This window comes from Pantanalinema rosaneae CENA516 (assembly GCF_050753385.1).
GTDB classification, from domain to species: domain Bacteria; phylum Cyanobacteriota; class Cyanobacteriia; order Leptolyngbyales; family Leptolyngbyaceae; genus Pantanalinema; species Pantanalinema rosaneae.
The window spans coordinates 175,893-195,862 of sequence record NZ_JBLZFZ010000001.1; the positions used below are offsets into that span (position 1 = coordinate 175,893).

At 50.4% G+C, this 19,970-nt stretch carries 16 protein-coding genes and 1 riboswitch; of the genes, 5 read left to right on the forward strand and 11 right to left on the reverse strand.

Translation table 11 applies throughout. From position 1 onward, the window contains the following. Positions 1 to 38 precede the first annotated feature (38 nt). Entirely contained in the window at positions 39 to 698 is a 660-nt protein-coding gene (locus ACN4EK_RS00600; RefSeq protein WP_431655379.1) for an SAM-dependent methyltransferase, read from the forward strand. 36 nt (positions 699 to 734) lie between these two features. On the opposite strand, the gene ACN4EK_RS00605 is transcribed toward ACN4EK_RS00600, so the two are convergent. From ACN4EK_RS00605 to ACN4EK_RS00625, 5 genes are all read right to left on the reverse strand, one after another. Then, entirely contained in the window at positions 735 to 2,045 is a 1,311-nt protein-coding gene (locus ACN4EK_RS00605) for a flavin-containing monooxygenase (protein WP_431655380.1), read from the reverse strand. Positions 2,046 to 2,094: 49 nt separating this feature from the next. Beyond that, complete coding sequence (locus ACN4EK_RS00610; RefSeq protein WP_431655381.1) at positions 2,095 to 2,877, reverse strand: SDR family NAD(P)-dependent oxidoreductase; 783 nt, start codon at positions 2,875 to 2,877, stop codon at positions 2,095 to 2,097. After that, positions 2,874 to 4,067, reverse strand: coding sequence for an alpha/beta hydrolase fold domain-containing protein (locus ACN4EK_RS00615; RefSeq protein ID WP_431655473.1), 1,194 nt, complete (start codon positions 4,065 to 4,067; stop codon positions 2,874 to 2,876). The genes ACN4EK_RS00610 and ACN4EK_RS00615 overlap by 4 nt, the downstream gene beginning before the upstream one ends. A 135-nt stretch (positions 4,068 to 4,202) precedes the next feature. Then, the gene (locus ACN4EK_RS00620; protein WP_431655382.1) at positions 4,203 to 5,147 is read right to left on the reverse strand and encodes a YihY/virulence factor BrkB family protein; all 945 of its coding nucleotides are present in this window, start codon (positions 5,145 to 5,147) and stop codon (positions 4,203 to 4,205) included. Positions 5,148 to 5,255: 108 nt separating this feature from the next. Next, on the reverse strand, positions 5,256 to 6,125 hold the full coding sequence (locus ACN4EK_RS00625) for an SMP-30/gluconolactonase/LRE family protein (protein ID WP_431655383.1): 870 nt from the start codon (positions 6,123 to 6,125) through the stop codon (positions 5,256 to 5,258). A 52-nt stretch (positions 6,126 to 6,177) separates the two neighbouring features. Continuing rightward, positions 6,178 to 6,267: riboswitch (Fluoride riboswitch) on the forward strand. A gap of 91 nt (positions 6,268 to 6,358) precedes the next feature. On the opposite strand from ACN4EK_RS00625, the gene ACN4EK_RS00630 reads away from it, so the two are divergent. Next, complete coding sequence (locus tag ACN4EK_RS00630) at positions 6,359 to 7,981, forward strand: cation:proton antiporter (protein ID WP_431655384.1); 1,623 nt, start codon at positions 6,359 to 6,361, stop codon at positions 7,979 to 7,981. Positions 7,982 to 7,989: 8 nt separating this feature from the next. Here the strand turns inward: ACN4EK_RS00630 and ACN4EK_RS00635 are convergent, their stop codons facing one another. Genes ACN4EK_RS00635 through ACN4EK_RS00655 form a run of 5 tightly spaced genes read right to left on the reverse strand, consistent with a single transcriptional unit; the run spans position 7,990 to position 13,661 of the window. Beyond that, on the reverse strand, positions 7,990 to 8,592 hold the full coding sequence (locus tag ACN4EK_RS00635; protein WP_431655385.1) for a nucleotidyltransferase family protein: 603 nt from the start codon (positions 8,590 to 8,592) through the stop codon (positions 7,990 to 7,992). After that, entirely contained in the window at positions 8,571 to 9,728 is a 1,158-nt protein-coding gene (locus ACN4EK_RS00640) for an XdhC family protein (RefSeq protein WP_431655386.1), read from the reverse strand. Before ACN4EK_RS00640 ends, ACN4EK_RS00635 begins: the two co-directional genes overlap by 22 nt. Before the next feature lie 20 nt (positions 9,729 to 9,748). After that, the gene (locus ACN4EK_RS00645) at positions 9,749 to 11,884 is read right to left on the reverse strand and encodes a xanthine dehydrogenase family protein molybdopterin-binding subunit (RefSeq protein ID WP_431655387.1); all 2,136 of its coding nucleotides are present in this window, start codon (positions 11,882 to 11,884) and stop codon (positions 9,749 to 9,751) included. After that, positions 11,881 to 12,873, reverse strand: coding sequence for an FAD binding domain-containing protein (locus ACN4EK_RS00650; protein ID WP_431655388.1), 993 nt, complete (start codon positions 12,871 to 12,873; stop codon positions 11,881 to 11,883). The genes ACN4EK_RS00645 and ACN4EK_RS00650 overlap by 4 nt, the downstream gene beginning before the upstream one ends. Beyond that, positions 12,870 to 13,661: a 2Fe-2S iron-sulfur cluster-binding protein gene (locus tag ACN4EK_RS00655; RefSeq protein ID WP_431655389.1), complete on the reverse strand. Its 792-nt coding sequence runs from the start codon at positions 13,659 to 13,661 to the stop codon at positions 12,870 to 12,872. The genes ACN4EK_RS00650 and ACN4EK_RS00655 overlap by 4 nt, the downstream gene beginning before the upstream one ends. 228 nt (positions 13,662 to 13,889) lie before the next feature. On the opposite strand from ACN4EK_RS00655, the gene ACN4EK_RS00660 reads away from it, so the two are divergent. Further along, positions 13,890 to 15,053 carry a glycoside hydrolase family 10 protein gene (locus ACN4EK_RS00660; protein ID WP_431655390.1) on the forward strand — a complete coding sequence of 388 codons (1,164 nt, stop codon included), beginning with the start codon at positions 13,890 to 13,892 and terminating at the stop codon, positions 15,051 to 15,053. A 5-nt stretch (positions 15,054 to 15,058) separates the two neighbouring features. On the opposite strand, the gene ACN4EK_RS00665 is transcribed toward ACN4EK_RS00660, so the two are convergent. After that, the gene (locus tag ACN4EK_RS00665) at positions 15,059 to 16,006 is read right to left on the reverse strand and encodes a class I SAM-dependent methyltransferase (protein ID WP_431655391.1); all 948 of its coding nucleotides are present in this window, start codon (positions 16,004 to 16,006) and stop codon (positions 15,059 to 15,061) included. Positions 16,007 to 16,541: 535 nt separating this feature from the next. Between ACN4EK_RS00665 and ACN4EK_RS00670 the strand changes: the two genes are divergently transcribed. Beyond that, a complete protein-coding gene (locus ACN4EK_RS00670) occupies positions 16,542 to 17,633 on the forward strand; it encodes a glycosyltransferase (protein ID WP_431655392.1) in 1,092 nt (363 codons plus the stop codon). 59 nt (positions 17,634 to 17,692) lie between these two features. Then, positions 17,693 to 19,903, forward strand: a complete 2,211-nt coding sequence (locus tag ACN4EK_RS00675) for a GumC family protein (RefSeq protein WP_431655393.1) — start codon at positions 17,693 to 17,695, stop codon at positions 19,901 to 19,903. Positions 19,904 to 19,970: the final 67 nt, after the last annotated feature.

A 19,970-nucleotide genomic window follows, 5' to 3' on the forward strand; every position in this document is an offset into this window, starting at 1 on the left:
CCCAAACTCACCCAACCCTTTTTACAGGAGATAATTACATGCAACCTAACTTGATTCGGCGATCGTTCGTCATAGGTATTAGCGTTCTTAGTCTGACTGGCATTGGCTGTACGCAACTGCGGAATTTTGAACCAGAGGTAGAAAGTCCAACGGCGGCTGCCCAAACAAATTCGGTATCTGAACAAGCCCAAGCCAATCCAGCGACCGAAGCCCCCACTCGCAGTCCTGATGTGGTTTACGTGCCCACACCAACGGCAGTTGTGCAGGAAATGCTACGACTGGCGAATGTACAGTCCAATGATGTGGTCTATGACTTGGGCAGTGGCGATGGTCGCATTGTGATTGCCGCCGCTCAAGAGTATGGTGCCCGTGGGGTTGGGATTGATATCAACCCGCAACGGGTTCGAGAAGCCAATGAAAATGCTCAACAAGCCGGAGTCACCGATCGGGTGGAATTCCGTCAGGCAGACTTGTTTGAAACAGACTTTAGCGAGGCTACCGTGGTGACACTGTACTTGTTACCCGACCTCAACGTCAAACTGCGTCCCAAGTTACTAAATGAATTAAAACCAGGGACTCGCATTGTCTCCCATGCCTTTGATATGGGGGACTGGAAGCCCGAGCAAGTGGTTGAAGTGGATGGCAGAACGGTGTACTACTGGGTCGTGCCTGAGAATCCCCCGGCTAATTTGCGCTAGCACTTACGGATGCTAACCTTGACTAGCCATCCCCGGTTACTCAATCGGCAGGTTCTGAAAGGTGGGATAGCGTCGATCGATGTGATGGGCTTTGTAGGTCAGCCAGCGGAACCCCAGGTTAGCCAACTTCAATTGTCGAAATGCCGCATGGGGATCAGACAGGTGAGTTTGGGGGAGTGGCTGACCGATCTCTTTGAACACCAGACCTAACGGAATCTTGATCTGATCCTGAAGTTGCAGACAGCGAGCAAAAAAGGGCCCAAACGCGGCAATCAAAGAACCCACTCCCCCCCGAGCCTGTCCCCAACCAATGTAATAGATACCCTTGTAGTCATCTAAAAAGCTACCACCATAACACTTGACGATCGCGCCTTCAACCCGTTGCAGGGCAGGCGGTAGAAAGGGGTAGGACAGATGAAATCCCGTCGCACAAACGATTAAATCAAAAATTTCCCGACTACCATCCCTAAACTCGACCGTATCCCCTTGCAGGGATTGGACAGCGGGTTTAGGATGAATCCGCCCATGTTGAATGTAGTAGGGCACTTCATTGTTAATAGTGGGATGTTTGGCAAAAATGCGGTAGGTTGGTGTAGATAAACCATAGTGCTCATGCTTGCCAAAGGTTAAACGAATCATGCTATAGGCAATCAGCCGTTGCAGCGATTCCGGCATCCAGCCATGAATCAAATCGGTGATCGGTACTCCGGCAAAGGTTTTGGGCAAAAACCAGACCGATTCCCGCAGGCTCAAGACCGACTTTGCCCCCACCCGAGCCGCTTCGGCGGCAATATCACAGGCGGAGTTCCCCCCCCCAATCACCAACACCCGTTTGCCACGCAGTTGATCGGGGTGTTTATAGTCTTTGGAATGAATCATTTCACCGGTAAATTCGCCAGAGAATTGGGGAAAGCGTTTATCCCAGTGATGCCCATTACACAGCAGTATCCCTTTGTAAATTCGCTGTTCTCCATTCGATAACGTAACGTGCCAATAATTATTTTCGATCGGTCGAATGGCTAGCACCGCACAGTTCAATTCAATGGCGGGACGTAAATTAAAGTGATCTGCAAAGGCATTCAGATACTCCCGCATTTGTACCGCACTGGGGAAATCGGGATAATTGGCGGGCATCGGAAAATGGGTAAACTCAGTTACCTTCCGTGATGAAATAATATGTGCGGTTTGATAAACCCCGTGGTACCAATTGCCCCCAATTTGATCACTGGCATCCACCTGGTCATAGGCAATTCCAGCCACCTGAAGCGCCTGAGCCATGCCTAGTCCAATAAATCCGGCTCCCAGAATTAAGTGGCGATCGCGGCGATCAACAAGAGAGGTTGCCACCCTGGGACGATCGATCTGTATCAAAATGTCTTCTCCGCTTCAACCTGTGCTATATCCAGTCTAAAAGCCAGGGAGCAAACCGTTGCAGTAGATGAATAATATAGGCAAAGCGATCGGGAAAAATCTGCCGTTGATTGCGTTCAATTCCCCGCAGAGTGCGATCGATGACAGCTGCCGGATCGGTGATTAAGTGATCGGGAATACTACTACCCTCCTTTGCCAACGTGCCATAGCATTGCACTTGCAGAATCGGAGTTCGGCTGAAAAACGGATAAACGGCAGTGACTTTCACATTGTATGGTTTGACTTCCGCTAACAGTCCGGCACTGAAGCCGCGTAGCCCGAACTTGCTTGTAGCGTAGTGGGTCAAGCCCGCCGTTGCCACCCAACCCGCCACTGATGACATATTGACAATATGCCCCGATCGTCGAGTAATCATATCGGCAACAAATAAATGACTTAAGCGCATCGGTGACAGGAGATTAATTTGCATCAGCCGTTCCCCTTGCTCTACCGGAATTTCATCCATCCGTCCAAATACCGCAATCCCCGCATTATTAATCAAAATATCTACTGGAATATTGAGCGCTTGCACTTGTTGGTAGAGCTGGTCACACCCGGCGGTGGTAGACAGATCTGCCACCAAATAGGTGAGGATTTCTCCAGTAGCAATCTCCTGCCGCATCGTCTTGATCTGCTGTTCCAGGGCGGCAGCATCCAGATCCGTCAGAATCAGCCGACTCCCTGCCCTCAACAACTGGCGAGTCAGTTCCTGACCAAAGCCCCCTGTCGCTCCGGTAATCAGCACAACGGCATGGTTTAACTGAGTCATGGCTGTTTCCTCAATGCCCAGGCAAGAAATCGCTCGGTGTAGTATAAAGCCAGCTGATTACTGACCCCATTAAACACGGCATCGAAGGCATGTTCTGCCCAGGGAATTTCTAGCCAAACTACCTGATTGCCTGCATCCTGCAATTTCTGGTAAAGCTGCCGTCCAAACTGAGGCTGCACCAGATGATCGCGCCCCGCATACACCAGCAGGGACGGAGGCAGATTGGGCTGAATGTGATTAATCGGGGAAGCCTGATGATAACGCTGTGGCTGTTGCTCGGGATTACCGCCCAGAAAAGCCTCCAGAATCGATCGCGTATCGATCGGGTCGGGAACAGGCGGATCATAATACCCTGCCGTCAGGTTCACAGGACCGTAGTAGTTCACAACTGCTCGGATCGGTAAGGAACTCTGTCCATAGGCGGCTAACATTGCCAGATGGGCACCCGCCGATCGCCCCAGCAACGCCACCCGCTGGCGATCGATCTCTAGCGTTTCCGCCTGGGTGTTAATGAAGGATAACGCAGTGCGGATATCTTCAAGCTGTGCCGGATACTGAAACTGCGGCGCATGACGGTAATCCAATGCCACCACCGTATAGCCCTGGGCAGCCATATAGCGGCTAAAGGTTTCATCGTTGGCAGGGGTTCCGTTTTGCCAAGCTCCGCCATAAATCACCACGATCGTCGGATGCAACCCTACAGACAGAGGACGATAAAGATTCAGGGTCAAATCCATCCCCTCTACGGTAGCAAAGGGCATACCCCGATCGATCCGCACGTCTGGTACATGAATTCCTCGAAACGCATCTGCCCAGACAAACGGTTGAGAACGCATCACCTGGGGAATAGGCAGAGTTGCCGTTAACGCTGATTTGCCTAATGCCGCTTCCATCTCAGTGGCAATCCGAGCATTGGCAGTCGGAAACTGCATCAGAGGCAATAGACTGAGCAACAAACCCAGCAGGCTACACCCCAGAGCGATCCCATGCAGCCAACTCAACTGGAACCGCAATGCCACCAGCAGCAGAGCAATCGCATTCACGACAATTAACCAGGGACTGACCTCCGGAGCACCAATGCCCAGAGGCAGCAGGAACATGGTAGGGGCGGGAAGCACAATCCAGAGGCTGAGTAAACAGCCCACAACACTCAACACCCAGGGAACCCAGAGGGAAGCTACAAATCCCATCACGAGGGCTATCTTACGCTTATTTCGCATGTCAGATTAGAAATTGTCTGTCGGCAAAGATATTTTGGCACAATTGTCCAAATAACCTGTGGTATGAGTGATCAACATTGGTAACTTAAGGATTGTCAAAAAATTCTATGATTGAGGCAAATTGAGTGAATCGATCGCTTTATGGCGACGACTCCCAAACAGGTAGGCATAAACATAGGACAGGACACAACCAAATAGAAAGATTTGAAAGGTGAGAAAAATCCACAACATTAAGATCATCACACTCCCAATCACACCATAGGATAGAAAATGGCTCCCGATCGTGATCACACTATTGCCAACCAATTGTTGTAATCCTACTAACAACGCTGTTGTCAGCAAGGCACTGAGCCAGACATCTTGCCAACCCACCTGAGCAACGGGCAGGATTTTGTACAATACACAGGCAACTAGAGCCATGATTAAAAATGATGAACTGAGTTGTAAGCCTTTCGCTAATTGCAGTTCATCAATGGGGAGAAAGGCAAAGGTCGCCTGAAAGTTAGCAATCAGTTCTAAGATCGTTTTAATCACAATATTGGCGATTAAGGATGTCAGCAGGAGTAAGGCACTCCCCAAGACCAACAAGAATGCTAACAGCTTATTAAACGTAAAGGAGAGGACGATCGTCAGGATTGAGCCAGTCTCCGAGACCTGATCCGGCGATCGCCAAATCTGATTGACTGAATTTCGCAGCACTCCAAACACCGCACTTGCCGCAAATAGCAGCACAACAAAGCCAACAATGCCCGCTCCCACACTGTTTTGATTCAAGGAGATGATCGTCGCCCGGATCAACTCGTGTACTTCCGGGGGCAAATAGCGTTGCAGGCTGTTCCAGATCGATCGAAAGGCTTCACTATTCGGTTCAATCAGCCACCCAATCACGCTCAAAATCACCAGTAGCATGGGGAACAAGGAAAACAAACCGTAATATGATAAAGCGGCAGCCATGCCGGGGCAGTTATCTTGATTCCATTTCAATCCAGTTTTAATCAGGAGTTGAGCCGGTTTAGAGGGCACGATCGTAGATCGAATATAGTGCAACATATCAGGATTTAGAATGGGAGGTGAATCAAGAAAGATTGTAAAAGAATTTTTTGGTGCAGGGAGTCTTTTACTATCCAAATTCACTGAAAGTCATGCTGTCAAATCACTTCATCCCTGAAAAGCGTAGGTTGGTAAACCTGTCACCTCAGTTGGCAGACTAAACAAATCACCGGAGTAAAAACTGGCTTGAATCTCTGTTTCACTTAACCCGATCGAGGCGGAAGTAATGTATAACGTCATGCGATCGGGATTGCCAAACACACAACAGGTAGGGCGCTGCACTGGCATTGGTACCCGCATCATTTCCTGCCCCGCTGGATCAAATCGAATCACGCACCAGCCATTCCACATTGCTGACCAAATGCAGCCTTCTTGATCGACGGTTAACCCATCCGGTTCAAATGATTCAGCAGTTAAATCGATCAAAACGCGGCGATCGCTTAAATCACCACTGGCAAGATCAAACTTGTAGGCATAGATGGTCTTACGAGCGGAATCCGTTAAGTAAAAAGTTTGATTGTCAGGACTCCACCCTAATCCATTCGAGATCGTTAATCCAGTTTCCTTGACCTTTACCGTCCCCGTAGCATCATAGGAATATAAGCAAGCGGTGTTCTCATGAACACTCACCGAACCAAACCAAAATCGTCCCGCCGCATCGCATTTGCCATCATTAAAGCGAGTCTCTGGATGGCTATGCGCGATCGTGACGATCGGGGTAACAGTGCCATCACAGGTATCTAAAAATGCCAGTTGGTGATTCATTGCCATGATCAATCGCTGTGCTCCGGCAGGAGCTAAACACCCCACCACTTCACCGACTTCAAACCATTGATGTTCACCTGTTGCCGGATTGAATTGATGAACTCGATGATTGTAGATATCCACCCAATACAAAACCCGATCGCCTGAGTGCCAACAGGGCCCCTCACCCAGACGGGCTCTAACTGTGAGAATATTTTGTGGTGCAGATGGCATCGTGTTTCCCTCCGTCATAACTTGGTAGATCACGTCTCTTCCATGGTATAAGGGTAATGATGGCGATGGAGCTCGCCGAAAACCGCCCCAGGTTAGTCAAAAGATGTTTGATAGCACTGAGGCTGATGGCTCCTACTGTTCCGACTTGTGGCGGAAGGGTAGGGGCGTTGTTGTCTTTTCATCACTTCTGCGACAGGTCACGTTGGTTCTACCACTTCAGGGTAACGTGACGTATGTTAGCAAGCCTCATCTGGATATTGCTGTTAGGATTTTTCGTTGGACAAATCGCTCGACGGCTCCAAGCACCCGCCCTGGTGGGAATGGTGATCGTCGGTATGCTGCTCGGGCCTCAGGTCGGTAATGTCATTAGTCCAGACGTGTTAGGGTCAGCCGATGCCCTCCGGACGATCGCTGTCATGGTGATCTTGATGAAAGCAGGGCTAGGACTGGATCGCGATAAGTTAGCCCAGCAGGGCAGTGTTGCATTACGCTTAGGGCTGTTACCTGCCACCTGTGAAGCGATCGTCATTGCGATAGCTGCTATCTGGCTGTTGCAGTTCGATTTTGCCACTGGACTCTTACTTGGTTGTGTGATTGGGGCAGAATCACCCGCCGTAATTGTCCCAGGTATGTTGCGGTTAAAAAGTTTGGGTTGGGGCGTAAGCAAAGGCATTCCCGATGCCATTCTGACGGGCAGTGCCCTATCGGATGTCCTGCTGTTATTGGGCTTTAGCCTGCTGCTCGCCTTTCTGGCTCAGGGGAATTCCGTTGGCATCACTTTACCGGGTGGAATTATCCTCAGTCCATTACAGATATTACCCTTGCAGGTCATGATTCAAATTGGGCTAGGCGTGTTACTAGGCTGGGTAACGGCTCGCCTGTTAGTTTCCCTCCTGGCTCAACAAAACTGGACGCAAAATGCCATTCAGGATGGACTGGTGGCAGCCAGCGTTGCCTTGTTATTAGTGGTTTTAGCCACCCATGTTCCCATTTTCTCTGGCTATCTCGCGGTGATGGCAACCGGCTTTTTTCTGATTGAGCTAGATGCCCCCCTGGCACGACGACTGCGACGGGGATTCGACGGTCTGTGGGTCGTTGCCGAAATCATTCTATTTGTGTTGCTGGGAGCCAGTATTCACCTGAATGTATTGGGGGATACCCTGTTCATTGGACTGTTGGTGTTGGCGATCGGTCTTTTAGTCGGGCGATCGCTGGGCTGGTATCTATCCACGCTAGGCAGTAATTGGAACTGGAAGGAACGGCTATTTTTGCTCCCCGGAAATTCGGCTAAAGCCACGGTGCAAGCCGCGATCGGTGCAATTCCACTGGCTCAGGGCATTGCTGGCGGCGAAACGATTTTAGCGATCGCGGCGCTCTCTATTCTCGTCACTGCCCCGTTAGGAGCCTGGGCAATTCCCACCTTTGCCCCTAAGTTACTGGAGCGGGGGGAAGTCGATCCAACGAAAGTCGCCATTTCCCGAGCGATCGTGTTACTTGCGGCAGTGGATACATCGCCTCTTGCTGTAGCCGTCTTAACCAAAGCTGCCGAATTAGCTCGCCGCAGTGATGCCGCAGTGATTGTCCTGCATGTGGTTCGGCTTGACAATCCCCACAGCACAGAACAACTCTACCGACAAACCAAACAACTCCTGGCGGACATTCGCTATCGGTTCATTACGACCTCAGGTGCAGTGGCAGAAGATATTATTCAGACCGCCCAAGCCTACAAAGTTGATGAAATTATTATTGGCAAACGGGGGCATCGTTCCCTAGAAGATGTCATCGTTGGCTCAGTTTCTCAAGCGGTGTTAGAAACCAGTTCGTTACCTGTGATTGTAGTTGAGGAGTTTCTATAAATTTATTGTCACGATCGCTGATGCTCCTGCAATAGCTGCGTGTAATCGATCGGAGTGTCAATATCGCAGGCGGCATCCGGGCAAGAAACGGTCTGGAGAGAATGGCTGTATTGTTGCAGGATTGGTTTAGCCCCACGATCGCCGTTTAACCGGATCAAGGCAGGAAACAAGCGGCGATCGAACAGGGCGGGAACCCCGACAACTCCGGCATATTCGGAGGCAACGATCGGTTGCTCGGTCTGTCGATAGGTAGTGACTAATTGCTGGATGAAATGATGGGAAATCAAGGGCTGATCACACACCAGTAATACAACGGCTGCAACCTCTGGTTGTACCGTCAATAACGTCTCTATACCAGTACGAATCGAAGCACTCAGACCCTGTATCCATTCAGGATTGATCACTACTTGCACCGCAACATTCTGGAGTTCGGCTTGAATTTGGGCAGCATTTGCCCCTAACACGACAATAATCGGTTCACCCACAGCCGCGATCGCCGTGGCAACGACTCGTTGAATTAAACTACCTCCCTGATACTGCAAAAGCTGTTTGGGAGTGCCCAGTCGCCTGGAAGCTCCTGCCGCCAGAATTACAACACCAACACTGGACATGGTTGATCATCCCCGTGAATCGCTCCGGCTTTGTCGCGTAACGAGTGCCCCGATCGCTGGTTTAAAACCGCCTGGATTTCCGCCACGATCGCCAGCGCAATTTCATCAGGGGTTTCTGCCCCCAAATCTAAGCCAATTGGAGCATAGAGCCGTTGTAGTTGAGTGGCTGTGAATTGTAAACCGTGATGGTGTAAATCCTGTAATAGTTGTTGAGTCCGTGATTTCGGACCAAGTACCCCCAGGTAGCGAATGGGAGACGGTAACAATAGTTTGAGCAACGCTTGATCTTGTAAATAGTGATGGGTCATCACCACCGCGATCGTTGACTCATTTAACTTGATCTGATGGTAAATCTGATCGACATGACCAACGATAATTTGATCCGCTTGGGGAAAGCGATCGCGATTGGCATATATGGGGCGATGATCGATAAGTGTCACCTGCCAGCCTAATTGTTTCGCCAGTTGCACAACCGGAACTGCATCATATCCCGCCCCAAACACTAACAGAGGGACAGGAGGGTGAATCACTTCAATCAAGGCTTCCACGCTGCCATGCTCTAGCGAATAAGTGATAACGCGATTTTTTCCCGTTATCAGACTGCGATCGCTGTCCTGCAATAACCGAGTCACTAACGGCGGATCCGCCATGCCATAAACGACCGTTTGATTGGAATTCACCAATACGCGATCGCCGATCTGCGCGTTGACGGAGCCCGTGATATGAAATATTGTAGCGATCGCTCCGGCTTGTTGTTGCCGCCAACAGTCGGTGATGAATTGCAGTGAACCGATCGCCGCTTCCGTCTGTAAGGATTCCAGCAACACCTGCACCATGCCATTACAACCCATGCCCAATCCCCAAACCAGATCCTGACTGGCAGTAGTGTCGTAGGTGAAGACGATCGGATCAGTGGCTTGATGCAGCAAGGGCTGTACCCGTTCCCACACATCGGCTTCTAAACACCCCCCACTAATTCCACCAATGATTTGCTGATCTGCTGTCAGCACCATGCGTGCCCCCGGACGACGATAGACCGAACCACTGGTCTTTACCACGGTCGCGATCGCCGCCGATCGGGGATGAGCCTGAAGTCGTTCAAAGCCCTGAATGATCTGTTGTAAGTCATGGGTCATTGCCGGTCATCCCCAACTCCTTAAATAGCCATTAACTTATCGGGAGTTAACGGTAAGTGCCGGAAGCGTTTACCCGTGGCATGATACACCGCGTTCGCTACCGCCGCAGACACGCCCGTAATCCCAATTTCACCCACCCCGCGCGCTCCCGCCGGATTAAAGTTGCGATCGGGTTCCCCGACAAAGACAACTTCGATCCGGGGAATATCCGCATGAGCCGGGAAATGATAGGTTGCCAGGTCATACACCACCGGATAACCACTCTTGGGATCAAAGTGGCATTCCTCCATTAAGGCTTGCCCAATCCCCATAATCACCCCACCCCGGATCTGGCTCGCCGCCGTTTTGGCATTGATTACCCGTCCCACATCCATCACCGACACCCAGCGAGTTACCCGGAGCCGCCCGATCGCTTCATCCAGCATCACCTCACAGAAATGGGCACCCCAGGATTGAAACGCCCATTGTTTCATCTCGGCCCCCGGAGCCGTGGTTGCCGTGGCTTCGATCGCTGCCCGTCCCGATTGTTGCAGCGCCGCACAGGCCGCCGTTGCCGTCGTACAGTTGACTGATTTTAATACCTCCTGGCAAGCCTGAATTACCGCCGGAGCCAACGATGCGGTCATTTGAGAGCCTCCCGCCAAACCACCATCTGGGAGCTGAGAATCGCCCATTTCCACCCGCACCCGTTCTACCGGAATACCCAGGGTCTCCGCCGCCGTCACCGCGACCATCGTATAGGCTCCTGTGCCCATATCATTCCCTGCTGTCAGAATATGTGCCGTCCCATCGGGCAGTAGCCGCACCTTAACGGAAGCGACCCCGCGCATCGCCGGAAAAGTTGAGGCAGCCATGCCCCAACCGACTAACTTGCCATCCTGAGTCAGCGATCGCGGTGTCATGGGGCGTTTCTGCCAGCCAAATCGTTCCGCTCCCACCTGCAAGCATTCCGAAAAATGTTTGGCGGAAAAGGGTAAGCCTTTTTTCTGGTGGGTTTCCGTTTGATTAGTTAAGCGCAACGCCACTGGATCGAGCTTCAGTTGCCACGCCAGTTCATCCATTGCCGACTCTAACGCCCATAATCCCGGATTTTCTCCCGGTGCCCGCATAAAGGTCGGTGTGCCCACATTCATTACTGCCAGTTCTTGATTCGTATACAGATTTGGCGTGGCATACATCACAGGCGTAATGCCAGTACAGGGTTCTGTAAACGCTTCCACAGGGGAGGTACAGGATTTTGCAGTATGGGAAATGGCGACTAACTTCCCCTCTGTCGTTGCCGCGAGTCGTACCGTTTGTTCGGTCTGCGATCGATGTCCGGTATTTGCCGTCATTTGACGACGACTCAGCACCAATTTGAGGGGACGCTGGAGTTGCCGAGCTGCTGCCGCCGCCAGAATACCGTGAGGCCAGGGAAATGCCTTAGAGCCAAACCCACCACCTAAATAGGGGCTAACTATCCGGACTTTTTCCGACGGCAACCCAAACAGTTCAGCATAGGTACGCTGAGTCCCCATCACCCATTGGGTCGGTTCGTAAACTGTTAGCGATTCTGTGCCCTGCCAGTGCGCGATCGTGGCATGGGGTTCCATTGGGGCATGGAGTTCCGTCGAGGTGTGGTAGGTCGCCGTCATCGTCGTCGCGGCTCCTGCCATTGCTGCCGAGAAATCCCCGGTCGTAAACTTACCTGTTTGAAACACCATATCCTCCCCAAACATGGAGGGAGCAGGCTTAAACACCGCCTCCTCAGCCGCGATCGTCGGCGGTTTGGCGTTATAGTCTACCTGAATCCGTTGGGCAGCATCCCGAGCTTGCTCAAAGGTATTTGCCACCACTAAGCCAATGATTTGTCCGGCATAATGCACTGTGGCATCCGACAATGGCAACCGCGCTTCATAGATTTTGGATTTCCGGAAGTCATTGGTGGGTTTGAAGATTTTCGGCGCATTCTGGTGGGTAAAAACCGCGATCACTCCCGGGGATTGCTCTGCCGCCCGTGTGTCGATCGCCCGAATTTGCCCGTTGGCGATCGTGGCAGTCACCACATACCCGTGAACTAATCCCGGCAACTGATGTTCGGCAGCATAGGTTGCCTGCCCCGTCACCTTCGCCAGTCCATCTTTGCGGCTGACGGCAGTTCCAATCATGTTGCTCATGCCACACCTCCCCCATTCGCGGCGATCGTTAAGGCTCGACGAATAGCTCGTTGACTAAGTTCCACTTTGAAGCGGTTATCGGGTAAAGGACTAGCCGACTGCATCGCCAGTTCCGCCGCTTGTTGCAATATTTCTGGTTGCACAGGTTTACCAATTAAAAACTGCTCCGCTACCGTCAGTCGCCAGGGTTTGTGTGCCACTCCCCCCATGGCTAACCGCACTGCTTGAATGCGATCGCCCGTGACCTGCATTGCCGCCGCCACCGAAATTAAGGCAAAGGCGTAGGAAGCCCGATCGCGCAACTTGAGATAGACACTGGACTGCGCCCAGGGCAGGGGAGGCAGCACGATCGCGGTAATTAACTCCCCTGGCTGCAAATTGCTATCCCGTTGAGGGGTGTCACCTGGTAGCCGATGGAACTCCGTAAAGGGAATTTGCCGTGTTCCCTGGGAGCCTGCCACTTCGACGATCGCATCTAATGCCGCCAGGGGCACACACATATCGGACGGATGGACGGCGATACACTGATCACTAGCGCCAAAAATAGCGTGCATCCGATTGATCCCAGTTAACGCCGCACAACCACTGCCGGGATTACGTTTATTACAGGCAAATGCCGGGTCATAGTAATACGGACAACGGGTACGTTGCAGCAGATTGCCACCCACCGTCGCGACATTGCGAATTTGCTGCGAGGCTCCTAATAAAATGGCGCGGGACAGCATGGGATAGTTGCGCCGAATTTCGGCATGATCGGCAACGGCTGTATTGCTGACTAATGCACCAATCCGGATGCCCTCCCGACCTGACTCAATCCGGGTCATGTCTAAGCGGGTGATATCAATTAAGCGATCGGGTTGGTCGAGAAATGCCTTCATGCGATCGACTAAATTCGTGCCACCGGCGATAAACATGGTACTGGGTTGGGTCGATGCTTGCTGCACCGCTTCTTGTACCGAAGTCGCTCGGATATAGGCGAAGTTTTTCATGATGCTCCGGCTCCTTCCTGCACCATCATCACGGCTGCCGCCGAGGGGGGGGTTTGTCCTGCCACCTGTTGCACCGCCGCCACAATCCCGTTGTAAGCGCTACAGCGACAGAGATTCCCACTCAAGCGCTCTTGAATTTCTGTAGCTGAAAGGGTCGCCAGTGACGGGGATTGATTCAAATCGGGGGTAACAGCACTGACACAGCCTCGCTTGACCTCATCCAATAACGCGACAGCCGCACAAATTTGTCCAGGTGTGCAATAACCACACTGAAAGCCATCCTGTTCAATGAAAGCCGCTTGCATCGGATGCAAACTATTTCCCTGGGTCAAACCTTCGATCGTGACAATTTGCTTGCCCTCCTGCATGATTGCCAGGGTTAAACAGGAGTATACCCGTTGTCCATCAATCAGTACCGTACAGGCACCACACTGACCGTGATCGCACCCTTTTTTACTGCCCGTTAGTCCCAACCGTTCCCGTAAGGCATCCAGTAACGTTACTCGTGGCTCGATCGCTAAGGTTTGCGGTTTGCCATTGATCGTGAGTGTGATCGTCATATTACCTGAGCTAGAAGCAGGGACTTGAGCTAAGGTTTCGTCCTGGGCGGTGGTTGCCTGGTGAAGCAATGTGGGGGCAGCGATCGCAGTGCCAGCCGCCGTTAAGGCTTGCCCTAAAAAATTGCGCCGCGATGTACCGCGTTTTTTCTCTTCCGAATGTTGCATGATGTCAGCGTTAAAGGCAGAAAACTCACCTGAGGGAAACTTTTCTTCCCCAAAATCTCTCATACTCTTTGGGGGAGCGCTATAGGTATAGCTAGTTTTAATAAATTTTAACTATAGCCTATATTAAATTTTCTAATCAAAGCTTATTCGGATTGCCAACTTTATCCACTGTAAAGGTTTCAATGATGTCAAGACCAATGCCCAATCCGAGGCGACTGAGCAAGAAAGTCATCAGATGGAACGAAGCAGCATACAATAACACCCTGAGCAACCTAATCCTGATTTGAGCCTATGAGAGCACGATGGACTCGCAACCTGTGGCAGCGATGGCTACGATACCTGTTCCCCCTCCTATTCGCGGTCTCCTTGATCACAGTATTAGTGATCAATAGTCATCCTGCCCTCTCCCAGGCAACCCCTCGCCCCATTCGTGGGGTCTGGATGACTTTGAATGATAAGGATGTGCTGAGCGATCGCGCCCGATTACAAGATGCGGTTAGCAAGCTAGAACAATTACGCTTTAACACCATCTATCCAGTCGTGTGGAATTCGGGCTATGCCATGTATCCCAGTGCTTTGACGCAGGAGACAGGAATTCAATCCTTTGCCTATCGTGGCAATGACGGACAGGATATGCTCGCGGATCTAATTGCCCAGGCGCATCAACATCGGTTAGCCGTGATGCCCTGGTTTGAGTTTGGCTTCATGGCTCCCCCCACCTCCGAGTTAGCGTTGCAGCATCCCGATTGGTTGACGCAGAAACAAGATGGTAGCCAAACCTCCATTAGTGATGCCGGTGAGGTCGTTTGGTTGAATCCATTTCATCCCGAGGTTCAACAATTCATTACTAATCTTGTCTTAGAAGTCGTCACTAATTACGACGTGGATGGGATTCAATTTGATGACCACATGAGCTTACCACGGGAATTTGGTTACGATCGCTACACAACTGCCCTCTATACTAAAGAAACCAAGCAAGCCCCCCCCAGTCCCCACGATCCAGCCTGGACCAAGTGGCGGGCAGATAAGATTTCGGCATTCATGACCCAATTGAATCAAGCTGTGAAACAACGCAAGCCGAATGCCGTGTTCTCCGTTTCCCCCAATTACTATGACTTTGCCTATAAACTCCATCTTCAGGATTGGTTAACCTGGGTGCGAACTGGGATTGTAGACGAGTTAATTGTGCAGGTATATCGCAATGATCTCCAACAGTTTTTAGAACAAATTAATCGATCGGAACTGCAAGAGGTACAACAGAAAATTCCAACGGGGATTGGGATTCTGACCGGCTTAAGAAACCGTCCTGTGCCCATGTGGCAAATTCAATCCCAGGCGAGAGCCACTCAAGAACGGGGATTAGGAGTTGCCTTCTTCTACTATGAAAGCCTATGGGATCAAGCCTCCGAACCCATTCAAGAGCGGTTAACTGGATTTGCTCAACTCTGGTATTAATCGCATCAAGGTTTGCGGCTCAAAATCGTGCGATGGCGGGGATCGCTGGCCACAGTGGTGATGTAGTCAAACCCTACAGACTGCATCGCCGCTTCCATATCAAAGGTATAGTAGTCATCTGACCAGGGTTCAGTGCTTTTCATTAACGTAAATAATACGGGCGGCAAATTTTGGATCACGGGGGATTTAGGGTTATTATCCACGATCGCTAAATGACCACCAGAACGCAACAATCGGAAGGCTTCCCGGAAAATGGCTGTCGTGGCGTGACCCGGCAACTCATGGGTGACAAATTGCAGCGTAATTAAATCAAACGAGGCATCTGGCGATCCCGTTTGTTCAGCTTGGGCATGAATCCATTCCGCAATCTCATGCTGTTCATCCCGTTGTCGCGCCACGGCAAGCATATAGGGAGACAGATCTAAACCAACGGTGCGGACAGGCGTAGCCTGCTGACTCTGATAAAAGCGGTGGAGTGCCAGCGTTGAAATCCCGATCGAACAACCAATGTCCAGAATATCCTGTACGGGTTGGCTGATATACTGAGCCAACACCTGATGAAAACTGCCTCGTAAGCGAGCCTGGGCAACTTCCCCGGTTAAGGGCTCATCCTTCCATACCCGCAGTGCCATCGCATAGGTAGCGGGTTCGGCTTCAAAGGCCGCTTCCCAGCATAAATTACCGCGATCGTAGGCATGGAAAGGCACTTGATAATAATTGGGATAGGTGACATCAGGATTCGTGAACTGAGTTAACTGCTGTTGAATCCCCGATGCCGCTAATTGCTCACAATGTTGCCGCCAGGAAATGCCATGCCGCTCTGCCGTCTTAATCAATACCTGCCGAGCCTGTTGCTTCATCACCGCATAGATCGGTTTAGTTTGAATTAAGACATTGACACAACGTGATAATAAATCATCGCCTGCCCAGGCAGGCTTACTCTGAAGACTCATAACCCTACAATCCAGTGTGAACCACCTCATTTTATAAGGTTTTATGCCTATTCAGTTGTAGAGTGATGAAAATTAAGTTTCGGTGGCTCATTAATCGGCAATGGATTGCGTTGGTAAGGGAAGATACATTGCAATGGTAAGCAGGACTGAGATCGCAGCCATCCTGGCTTTGCAGCGATGTATCTCTGTCTTTGGAAAGAGGATGCCTGTTAAGCCAACCTTTACCATTCTTCGTATTGGTTTTCTGCTTTAGAAGTCAATAGTGTGTCAATTTTCATGAGGATGCTCCAATCACTTTAATTCTCCTGCAATCCAGCATCGACGACTGACTGACCAGAAAACTAAACATATTTCGATAACGCAGGTTTTTAGTGCTGAATAATCCCCAGCAATTTCGGATTGCTAGCCTAAACTTGTGTTTGTCTAATGCCTGGATAGATTGCCAGCATCTAAGTATTTAACTTCCCAGTTGATGGCTGAAGATGTTGATTCAGTACAACACCTCAAATGATTACTGCAAGGTTTAGCCGTCGCTATGAAAGTCGCTCTTGTTCACGACTATTTGACCCAAAGGGGAGGAGCCGAACGAGTATTTGAATTACTCTGTAAGCGCTATCCCCACGCCGACATATTCACGTCGTTGTATGAACCGAATCAGACGATCGAACTCGGCGATCGGGTCGTTAAGACAACCATGCTACAGCATATTCCGGGGGCAACCAAGTACTTCCGGTTAATGGCACCCCTATACTTCCCAGCATTTCGCTCGTTGGATTTAGACGGGTATGATCTGATCATCAGCAGCAGTAGCAGTTTTGCGAAAGCTGTGCGGAAACATCCCCAGGCAAAGCATATTTGTTTTTGCCATAATGTAACGCGATTTCTCTGGGATACCCAAACCTATCTGCGTGAATATAGCGCCTATAAGCGGTTTTATCCGCTCCTCAAACGGGTGTTTCAGAAAATGCGGCAGACAGATTTGCACTATGCTCAGGAACCCGATCTATATATTGCCAACTCCAGTGTGGTTGCCGATCGCATTCGCAACATCTATGGCAAACCTGCCATTGTGATTAATTATCCGATCGATAGCCAGAAGTTCACATTCTCCAACCAAAAGGATGATTTTTATTTAGCATCAGCGCGATTAATTAGTTACAAGCGAACTGATGTAATTATTGAAGCATTCAATTGGTTAGGATTACCGCTATTGATTACAGGAGAGGGGCCGGAACGAGAACGGCTGCAAGTGCAAGCGATGGGAAACATTCAGTTCTTAGGGCATGTCAGTGATACAGAACGTCAGCAACTGATGGCAAAGACCCGATCCGTGATTGTAGCTGCCCTGGAAGATTATGGGTTAGTTCCCGTCGAAGCCAATGCCAGTGGCACTCCAGTCATTGCCTATGGTGCTGGAGGAATTTTAGATACTCAGATCCCCGGTCACACAGGGGTTTTATTCAATCGGCAAACACCGGAAGCCTTACAGTCAGCCTTAGTCACCGCCAACGAGATTCCCTGGAATTATGAAGCGATTCGGAATCATGCGATCGACCACTTTTCTGAGGAGGCATTCTTTAACAAAGTCGAACAGGTGATCACGGAGTTTTGTGCTGGCAGCAATTGAAGCTTAGTTCCATCGTCTACGGTTAAATTATTTATCTTATTGCGTTGTGAGGAACAGGTGTGGCGACCAATCAGTTAGATATCCATGAAACAGAACCAGGGTATGGGCAACTCTTCGCAGTCTTAATACGACGCTGGCCCTGGATATTAGGGACTCTAGCCAGTATGTTGGCGATCGCGGCGGTATATACCGTACTGAAGCAACCCACCTATCAAAGCTCAATGCAGCTCTTGATTGAACCGAACTATCAGGGTAGAAGAGACGCAGCTACACCCAATCAGCAGTTTGCTGATGCCAATATCGAAATCGACAACTCTACCCAAATCACCCAGATGCGGAGTTCACAACTGCTACAGCGAGCGGTAAATTTGCTCAAAGCTGAATATCCTGAGTTAACTGCAAACCAGGTGCAGTCAGATTTGCTGTTAAAGCAAGTCGAAGAGGATGATGTCAAAACGAAGGTGGTTCAAGCCATTTATACCGATCACGATCCCATCAAGACCCAAAGAGTATTACAGGCCATTCAACGAGTTTATCAAGACTACAATCGGGAACAACAAAAACTCCGGTTAACGAAAGGGCTGGCATTTATTAACGACCAACTCCCCGTTCTAGGCAATCAGGTTTTAGGTACAGAACAGGCATTAGAGCAATTTCGTCAACAGCAAAATTTAATTGATCCCGAACTCCAGTCTCAGGCATTAATTGACTCGCTCAAAGAGTTAAGATACGAACAGCAAAAGAATCGGGCTGAGTTACAGGCTGCCCAAGCCCGGTATCAATCCCTTCAACAGCAACTCGATCGATCGCCCCAACGTGCCCTGACGGCGGCTCGCCTGAGCCAAGCCCCCCGTTACCAAGCTCTGCTGAATGAATTACAAAAGATTGATTTGGCATTAGCCCAACAACGGGTACGATTTACCGACGATTCCCCCGTGATCCAAAAGCTACTGGAGCAACGGGAAGAACAGCAAGCACTCCTCGCAAACGAAACTCAGCGGGTTTTAGGCAACAGTCCTGCGGCTGCTCAAGCCCCAACTGACATACTCGTCAAAGATGCTCAGATGGGGGAAGCAGAAGTCACCTTAGTCAGCCAACTTGCTGAAGCCCGGAACACTTGGGCAGCGTTGCGATCGCGGGGAGAAAGTTTGGATCAGTCGGTGCGATCGTTGGAAGCCGACCTGCAACGCTTTCCTACATTACTGGCACAATATGGTCGTTTACAGCCCGGAGTACAACTGAGTCGAGCGACCCTTGAGCAACTCCTGAAAGCTCGTCAAGAACTGGCTCTAGAAATTGCTCGCGGTGGCTTTGATTGGCAGATTGTTGAGGAGCCAAAACTGGGTAAACATATTGGACCGCATCTGAAGCAGAACCTACTACTTGGGGCAGTTGCCGGACTGATGTTAGGTTGTGTGATTGCCTTTGTTCGCGATGGCATGGATGATGCAGTTCACAGCCCAGATGATTTGAAAAATTTATCAGAATTGCCGCTGTTAGGGATGATTCCGGAGCTACCGTATGCTAAAAACAAGAGGGCACTGCCAGCCGACCAGCCTCTCCTGATTAACAGCTTGCGCGATCGTCCCGCCGGAGAAATGGTGACATCGCTGGAACAAATCATGCCCTGGGTGTTATTTAGAGAATCCCTCGATTTAGTTTATAAAAACATCCAGTTGCTCTCTGCCAGTACCAATTTACGGTCTTTAGTCGTCACTTCAGCCTTAGCCGGGGAGGGCAAATCGACGATCGCGCTCGGGTTAGCCATGAGTGCCGCTCGGTTACACCAGCGAGTGTTACTGATTGATGCTGACCTGCGCCGCCCAAGTCTACATAAACAACTTGATTTGCCGAATGATCAAGGCTTATCAACGCTGTTAGCGGGGGAAACCACGATGCCGAACAAACGTAGCATTCAGGTTTCCAGTTTATACACAGACATTCCGATTTCTGTGTTAACCTCCGGCCCACCTCCCAGCGATCCAGTTCAACTTCTTAGTTCTCAACGTATGTCTGAATTAATGACATTCTTTGAGCAGTCCTATGATTTAGTCGTGGTAGATGCCCCCCCTGTACTCGGCATCGTTGATGCCATGTTAGCGGCTTCTTTCTGTGACGGAGCCGTACTCGTCGAGCGCATTGGTCAGGTAAAACGTACTGATCTGACTCAAGCGACGGCAATGTTAAACAAACACCGGGTGATTGGAGTGGTTGCCAACGGTGCCACAACCACCACCAAGCCTTATCTTGCCCATGCCCATAACTTCTAAGCCCATCTACTCATCTTGCTCCGACTATCCCAACTAATCCCTGTTTACCTTCCTTTCGGTACAATTT